The sequence below is a fragment of the Pseudoduganella sp. RAF53_2 genome (genome assembly GCF_052113985.1).
Classification (GTDB): Bacteria; Pseudomonadota; Gammaproteobacteria; order Burkholderiales; family Burkholderiaceae_D; genus Rugamonas.
Window position 1 is genome coordinate 1 of the sequence record NZ_JBFRDW010000251.1, and the last position, 7,864, is coordinate 7,864.

Genomic DNA, 7,864 nt, shown 5'->3' on the forward strand with positions numbered 1-7,864 from the left:
GTGCGGTGACGGGCAAGTGGACCTACAAGGAGGGCAACAAGATCACCGTGACGCTGAATGGCACGGCGGCGGCCTACAATGGCGTGCTGTCGCGCCAGTGGAATACCAGCGCCAGCGCCTTCGTCGTGACCTTCACCGCGCAGAACAGCGATGGCGTATCGATTTGGGGCGTCCGCACTGGAAATTGAAAGGGCAGGCAATGTTGAAAAAGATTCTCGCCTCGGCGGTCGCCGTGGTTTCGCTTGCGGCCTCGCAGGCCGGCCACGCCGCGCAAGTGCAGGTGCATGATCCCGTGATGGCGAAGGAGGGTAACACCTTCTACGTCTTCAGCACCGGTCCCGGCATCACTTTCTATTCGTCGACGGACATGAAGAACTGGCATCCGGAAGGCCGCATCTTCGCGGGCGAGCCTGCGTGGGCCAAGGGCGTCTCGCCGAAGTTCGACGGCCACRTATGGGCGCCGGATGTGCAGCACCATAAGGGCAAATATTACCTGTACTACTCGGTGTCGGCATTCGGCAAGAACACCTCGGCCATCGGCGTCACGGTCAACAAGACCCTGAATCCGCGCTCGCCGGACTACAAGTGGGAGGATCAGGGCATCGTCGTGCAGTCTGTGCCTGGGCGCGATGCGTGGAATGCCATCGACCCGAATGTGATCGAAGATGAGAAGGGCAATGGCTGGATGGCCTTCGGCTCGTTCTGGTCCGGCATCAAGCTGTTCAAACTGAATGCCGACTGGACCAGGCCTGCGGAACCGCAGGAATGGAAATCCATCGCCGCCCGCGAGCGTCCGGCGTTCTCGCCAGACCAGGCGCCGGAGCCGGCCGAGATTGAAGCGCCATTCGTCTTCCGCAAGAACGGCTGGTATTACCTGTTTGTTTCGTGGGGCCTGTGCTGCCAGAAGGAGAAGAGCACTTATCACGTGGTCGTCGGCCGCTCGCGCGATGTCACGGGTCCATATCTGGACAAGGACGGCAAGGACATGGCCAAAGGCGGCGGCTCGCTAGTCATCCGCGGCGACAGCGATTGGAAGGCGCTTGGCCACAACAGTGCTTATACCTTTGACGGCAAGGACTATGTGGTCTTGCACGCGTACGAGACGGCTGACCGGTATATCCAGAAGCTGAAGGTGCTTGAGATGCATTGGGACGCCAACGGCTGGCCGGCCGTCGACCCTGCGGACCTCAATCGCTATCAGAGCAACCTGCTGCCGGCGGTTGCCAAACCATGAGCCTCTTTCAGACCCTAACCCCTGGGTCAGACCCAAAGGGTCTTACCCTGACCCGCGGCGGCAAATGGCCAGGGTCGGACCCTTTGGGTCTGACCCTGAAGTTAGGGTTGGTCGCGCGCGCCTGCGTGGCGGCGCTGCTGGCAATCGCCGCGTCCTGGCCGGYAGGTGGCATCGCGGCGGAATTGTTCCCGCTGAATGACGTCCGCCTGCTGCCGAGCCCTTTCCTGGAAGCCCAGGACACCGACCTGCGCTACCTGCTCGAACTCGACCCCGACCGGCTACTGGCGCCATTCCGCCGCGAAGCCGGACTGCCGCTGCCCAAGCCTTCTTACGGTAACTGGGAATCCAGTGGCCTGGATGGCCATATGGGCGGCCACTACCTGTCCGCGCTTTCGCTGATGGTCGCCTCCACCGGCGACGAAGAAATCAAGCGTCGCCTGGACTACTTCGTGCAGGAGCTGCAGAAATGCCAGCAAAAAGACGGCTACCTCGGCGGCATTCCCGGCGGTGCAGCCGCGTGGGCCGACATCGAGAACGGCAGGCTGCATGCCGATAACTTCTCTGTGAACGGCAAATGGGTGCCCTGGTACAACCTGCATAAGCTATACGCCGGTCTGCGTGACGCCTGGAAGTACGGGCACAACGAACAGGCGAAGACCATGCTGATCGCTTTGTCCGACTGGGCACTGGGCCTGAGCAAGCACCTCAGTGACGAGCAGATGCAGCAAATGCTGCGCGCCGAACATGGCGGCATGAACGAAGTGCTGGCCGATGTGGCTRAAATGACCGGGGACAAGAAGTACCTTGACCTCGCCATCCGCTTCTCGCACCAGGCCATCCTGCGGCCGCTGGAAGAGGGCAAAGACCAGCTCACCGGATTGCACGCCAATACGCAGATTCCCAAAGTGATCGGCTTCCAGCGCATCTCGGAGATGACCGGCGACCGCAAGTACCACGATGCGGCCGCCTTCTTCTGGCAGACCGTCCACGATCACCGCACCGTAGCCATCGGCKGCAATAGCGTGAAAGAGCACTTCCACGACGACAAAGACTTCTCGCCGATGGAGACGGAAGTTGAAGGACCGGAAACCTGCAACACCTACAATATGCTGAAGCTGACCGAGCGCCTGTTCATGCAGACGCCTAAGGCCAGCTACACCGATTACTACGAACGCGCGCTGTACAACCACATTCTCGGCTCGCAGCATCCCGACACCGGCGGTTTCGTCTATTTCACGCCAATGCGCGCCAATCACTACCGCGTGTACAGCGAAGTCGATAAAGGCATGTGGTGTTGCGTGGGATCGGGTATCGAAAGCCAGGCCAAGTACGGCGAATTCATTTACGCCCGCGATGGCGATGCGCTGATGGTCAACCTGTTCATCCCGTCGCGCCTGGAGTGGAAGGCGCGCGGCGTCACGGTGACGCAGACAAACAACTTCCCCGACAGCGATACGACAAGGCTCACCATCAGCGGCAGCCAGCAATTCCAGCACTTCGCGCTGAAAATCCGCTATCCCGGCTGGGTCGCCAAAGGCGCGCTCAAACTGCGCATCAACGGCAAGCTGCAAACCGTACGCGCCGCACCTGGCGAGTACCTCGCCATCGAACGCGATTGGAAAGAGGGCGATACTGTCGACCTGCGCCTGCCAATGCGCACCACGCTGGAGCAAATGCCGGACAAATCCAACTACTACGCCGTGCTGCACGGTCCCATCGTACTGGCGGCGAAAACCCAGCCCTTTGCCAAGGAAAAGCTGAACTATTTCGCCGATGACTCGCGCATGGGCCACATAGCGCAGGGCCAGGTCTGTCCGCAGGAAGCCGCGCCAATCTTCGTCAGCGACGCGAAGAATTTCATGGACAAGTTCAAGCCCGTCGCCGGCCAGCCGCTGACGTTCACGGCCAAAGGGCTGGTGCAGGGGAAAGACGCGGCGGCGATCCGCTTCATCCCGTTCTTCCGCCTGCACGATTCGCGCTACATGCTGTACTGGCAGACCGCAACGACCGCCGGCCTGGCGCAGATGCAGCAGGCCACCGCGGCGGCCGAAGCCGAGCGGCTGGCACTGGACGCCCAGACCATCGACCAGGTCGCGCCGGGCGAGCAGCAGCCCGAGTCCGACCATGTCTTCAAAGGCGAGGGCGCCGACGCGGGCATCAACAGCGGCCGCCACTGGCGCCACGCCAGTCAGTGGTTCAGCTATGAGTTGAACGACAAGGACGGCAAGGCGCGCGTGCTGCGCCTGACATTTGCCTCCGCCGACGCAGGCCGCAAATTCGACGTGCTGCTGAACGGGCAGCTATTGCAGACCGTGGAACTGGCGCGCGAAGACCAGCCGTTCTACAGCCGCGACTTCGCGATTCCTGCCGGCGCGGCGCGCAACGGCAAGCTGGAAGTCAAATTTGTCGCGCAAACAGGCTCGATGGCGGGCGGCTTATACGGTTTGAGGCTGCTGCGATAATAAAAAAGGTATTGCAACGCTCAAAAAAATGATTAGATTGGCATGGTAGATTCTTCTACCATAGGGAAAAAGATACTCAGGAGACTCACGCATGACTTTCACACGCAGGACTTTTATCGCCAGCGCTGTCGCCCTTGGCCTGGCCACCAGCAGCGCCTTTGCCGCCAAACCGCTCGTCATCGGCTTTTCGCAAGTCGGCGCCGAAAGCGAATGGCGCACCGCGAACACCACCTCCATTAAAGACGCAGCGAAGAAAGACGGCATCACGCTGAAATTCGCCGACGCGCAGCAGAAGCAGGAAAACCAGRTCAAGGCSATCCGCTCCTTCATCGCCCAGCGGGTCGATGTGATCGCGTTTTCGCCCGTGGTGGAAACCGGCTGGGACACCGTGCTGCGCGAAGCAAAGAACGCCAAGATCCCGGTGATCCTGACCGACCGTGCTGTGAAAGTCGCCGATCCATCGCTGTATGTAACTCTGATCGGCTCCGACTTCGTTGAAGAAGGCCGCCGTGCGGGCCGCTGGCTGGCCGATTACGCCGCCAAGTCGCCGAAGCCGCTGAACGTGGTGGAGTTGCAGGGCACCGTGGGCTCCGCGCCTGCCGTGGACCGCAAGGCCGGTTTCGAGGAAGTCATCAAAGGTAATCCGAAGCTGAAGATCATCCGCACCCAGACTGGCGAATTCACCCGCGCCAAAGGCAAGGAAGTGATGGAAGCCTTCCTGAAGTCGAACGGCAAGGACATCAACGTGCTGTTCTCGCATAACGACGATATGGCCATCGGCGCGATCCAGGCGATTGAGGAAGCGGGCCTGAAACCGGGCAAGGACATCATCATCGTCTCGATCGACGGTGTGAAAGGTGCTTTCCAGGCCATGATGGCTGGGAAGCTGAACGTGACCGTCGAATGCAATCCGCTGCTCGGCCCGCAGCTGATGCAGGCGGCGCGCGATGTGGTGGCGGGCAAGCCCGTACCGAAGCGTATCGTGACCGAGGAGCGCGTGTTCCCGGCTGATGTGGCGGCGAAAGAGCTCCCGAACCGGAAATACTGATGGCATCCGCAATCACGCCGGTGCTGGAGCTGACCGGCATCCATAAAGAGTTCCCCGGCGTGAAGGCGCTGAATGACGCGGGCCTGCGGCTGTATCCCGGCGAGGTGCATACCCTGATGGGGCAGAACGGCGCGGGCAAGTCCACGCTGATCAAGGTGCTCACAGGCGTGCATGGGCCGGACCGTGGCCGCATGGTGTTGCTGGGGCACGAGATTTCGCCCCAGTCCACGCTGGAAGCGCAGGAACTGGGCATCAGCACCGTGTATCAGGAAGTGAATCTCTGCCCGAATCTATCCGTGGCCGAGAACATATTCATCGGCCGTTATCCGCGCAAATGGGGCATGGTGGACTGGCGCGGCATGCGCGAGCAGGCGCGCAAGCTGCTGCTGGATCTGGAAGTCGATATCGACGTTGCCGCGCCGCTCTCGCGCTACCCGCTGGCGATTCAGCAGATGGTGGCGATTTCCCGCGCCCTGAACATCTCTTCCCGCGTGCTGATTCTGGACGAGCCAACTTCCAGCCTGGACGAGGCGGAAGTGCAGCTGCTGTTCCGCGTGCTGCGCCGCTTGCGCGAGCAGGGCATGGCGATTCTGTTTGTGACCCACTTCCTGGATCAGACTTATGCGATTTCGGACCGGATTACGGTCATGCGCAATGGTGAGCGGGAAGGGGAGTATGCGGCCAGTGAGTTGTCGCGCCTTGCGCTGGTCAACAAGATGATTGGTGCGGCGGCCGACGCTGCGCCGCCGGGAACTGCGGGCGCCAGCGCTCAGGCAGCCATTGCGGCGTCGACGACTGAAACTGCGCCGGCGCAGGGCGAGCTCGCGCTCGACGTCGATGGCGACGCGGCGAACAAGCAGCCGGGTGGCACGGCGGCGAGCGGCGAGGCGGCGCCGGTGCTGCTGCGCGCGCGCGGGCTRGCGCGGCGCGGCGTGCTGCAGCCGGTGGATATCGATGTGCGCGAAGGCGAAGTCCTCGGCCTGGCTGGCCTGCTGGGCTCCGGCCGCACCGAGCTGGCGCGCCTGCTGTTTGGCGCCGACCGCGCGGACGGTGGCAGCRTCCGCATCGGCGAGCACGAAGGCATCTTCCTGACCCCGCGTGAAGCGATCGGCAGCGGCATTGGTTTCTGCAGCGAAGACCGCAAGCTGGAAGGCGCCGTGCTTTCCTTGTCGGTGCGTGAAAACCTGATTCTCGCGTTGCAAGCCCGCACGGGCATGCTGCGCGCGATTCCGCTGAAACGCCAGCAGGAGCTGGCCGAAGAATACGTCAAAGCGCTGGGCATCAAGACGGCCAGCATCGAAACGCCAATTGGCTCGCTCTCCGGCGGCAACCAGCAGAAAGTGCTGCTGGCGCGCTGGCTGGCAACCTCGCCCAAGCTGATGATTCTCGACGAGCCGACGCGCGGCATCGACGTGCGCGCCAAGCAGGAGATCATGGATTACGTGACGGCGCTGTGCCGCAAGGGCATGTCCATCCTGTTCATTTCGTCCGAGCTGCCGGAAGTCCTGCGCTGCAGCGATCGCATGGTCATCATGCGCGACCGTGCGGCATGCGGTGAATACACACGCGGCCAGCTGGACGAGGAATCCGTACTCCAAGTCATCGCAGGGGAGGCCGCATGAATACCCGCAGCCTGGCCGCTCCTGCCGCAACGTTCACACCTGGCTTCATCATGAACCATCCACTCTTCAAGCCGATGGCGGCGCTGCTGGCGCTGCTGCTGGTGGACCTGATCTTCATTCCCGGCTTCTTCAGCCTGGAAGTGAAAGAAGGCCACCTGTACGGCGCCGTGATCGACATTATCAACCGCGCCGCACCGCTGATGCTGGCAGCGCTGGGTATGACCGTGGTGATCGCCACGCGCGGCATCGACATTTCGGTCGGTGCTCAAGTGGCGTTGTCCGGTACCGTGGCCTGCATGCTCATTGCGGACAATACCTCGATGCCCGTCGCGCTGGCCGCAGCCATGGGCGCGGCTTTACTGTGCGGCGCCTGGAACGGATTGCTCGTTGCGGCCCTGAAGCTGCAGCCGATTGTGGCAACGCTGATCCTGATGGTTGCAGGCCGTGGCCTGGCGCAACTGCTCACGGATGGCCAGATCATCACGGTGTATTACAAGCCGTATTTCTTCATCGGCAGCGGTTATCTGCTTGGCCTGCCGTTCGCGCTCTACATTGTGGCGGCAGTGTTCGCGGTTGTCGCGCTGATGATGAAGAAGACCGCACTGGGCCTGTTCATTCAGTCGGTCGGCATCAATCCCGTCGCGGCCCGGCTGGCTGGTCTGCGCACGGCGACGCTGATCTTCTTCACCTATGTGTTTTGCGCCGCCTGTGCCGGTGTGGCGGGCCTAATGATCAGTTCCAACATCAAGAGCGCGGACGCCAATAACGCCGGCCTGCTGCTGGAACTGGACGCCATCCTGGCCGTTACCCTGGGCGGCACTTCGCTGGCGGGCGGCAAATTCAGYCTGGCCGGCAGCGTGATCGGCGCGCTGATCATCCAGACGCTGACCTACACCATCTACTCGCTGGGCGTTCCGCCGGAAGTGAACATGGTCGTCAAGTCGCTGGTCGTGTTTGCGGTGTGCCTGTCGCAATCGGCCGAATTCAAGAACTTGTGGAAGCGCCGCAAATGAGTACCGTTATCGCCAATGCGCGCCGCATGTCGTCCGCGCCTTATTTCACCGCTCTCGTGACGGTCATTCTGCTGGTGGCGCTGCTGCTGGCTGGCGGCGCGGCCTATCCCGGCTTCCTGTCGCTGCAGGTGATGCTGAACCTGCTGATCGATAACGCGTATCTGCTGGTGATTGCCATCGGCATGAGTTTCGTGATTCTGTCCGGCGGCATCGACCTGTCGGTGGGCTCCGTGCTCGCTCTCAGCACGATGGTCGCAGCCTGGCTGCTGGCCAGCGCGCACTGGCCGCCGGTGGCCGTGATTGCGGCTGTGCTGCTGCTGGGCGCGGCCTTTGGGGCGTTGCAGGGCGTGCTGATTCACTTCTTCAAGCTTCAGGCTTTCATCGTCACGCTGGGCGGCATGTTCCTGGCGCGCGGCCTGTGCTATCTGATCAGCATTAATTCCATCACGATCGACGACCCCTTATTCGTCACGCTGTCTCAGGCC

7 protein-coding genes are annotated in these 7,864 nt (G+C 62.0%); all 7 read left to right on the forward strand.

Annotation, left to right across the window (positions count from 1 at the left end; all coding sequences use genetic code 11):
- Positions 1-188: lipocalin-like domain-containing protein (locus AB4Z11_RS15935; protein ID WP_442026226.1), on the forward strand; the 188-nt coding region annotated here is incomplete at its 5' end.
- Between the two features lie 11 nt (positions 189-199).
- The gene (locus AB4Z11_RS15940) at positions 200-1,234 is read left to right on the forward strand and encodes an arabinan endo-1,5-alpha-L-arabinosidase (protein WP_442026227.1); all 1,035 of its coding nucleotides are present in this window, start codon (positions 200-202) and stop codon (positions 1,232-1,234) included.
- Between the two features lie 107 nt (positions 1,235-1,341).
- Complete coding sequence (locus tag AB4Z11_RS15945) at positions 1,342-3,696, forward strand: beta-L-arabinofuranosidase domain-containing protein (protein ID WP_442026228.1); 2,355 nt, start codon at positions 1,342-1,344, stop codon at positions 3,694-3,696.
- Positions 3,697-3,787: 91 nt separating this feature from the next.
- Positions 3,788-4,744 (forward strand): ABC transporter substrate-binding protein, encoded by a 957-nt coding sequence (locus tag AB4Z11_RS15950; RefSeq protein WP_442026229.1) that lies wholly within the window; start codon positions 3,788-3,790, stop codon positions 4,742-4,744.
- Positions 4,744-6,366 (forward strand): sugar ABC transporter ATP-binding protein, encoded by a 1,623-nt coding sequence (locus AB4Z11_RS15955; RefSeq protein WP_442026230.1) that lies wholly within the window; start codon positions 4,744-4,746, stop codon positions 6,364-6,366. The genes AB4Z11_RS15950 and AB4Z11_RS15955 overlap by 1 nt, the downstream gene beginning before the upstream one ends.
- The gene (locus AB4Z11_RS15960) at positions 6,363-7,379 is read left to right on the forward strand and encodes an ABC transporter permease (RefSeq protein WP_442026231.1); all 1,017 of its coding nucleotides are present in this window, start codon (positions 6,363-6,365) and stop codon (positions 7,377-7,379) included. Before AB4Z11_RS15955 ends, AB4Z11_RS15960 begins: the two co-directional genes overlap by 4 nt.
- On the forward strand, positions 7,376-7,864 hold a 489-nt coding region (locus tag AB4Z11_RS15965; RefSeq protein WP_442026232.1), incomplete at its 3' end, for an ABC transporter permease subunit. The genes AB4Z11_RS15960 and AB4Z11_RS15965, both read left to right, overlap by 4 nt.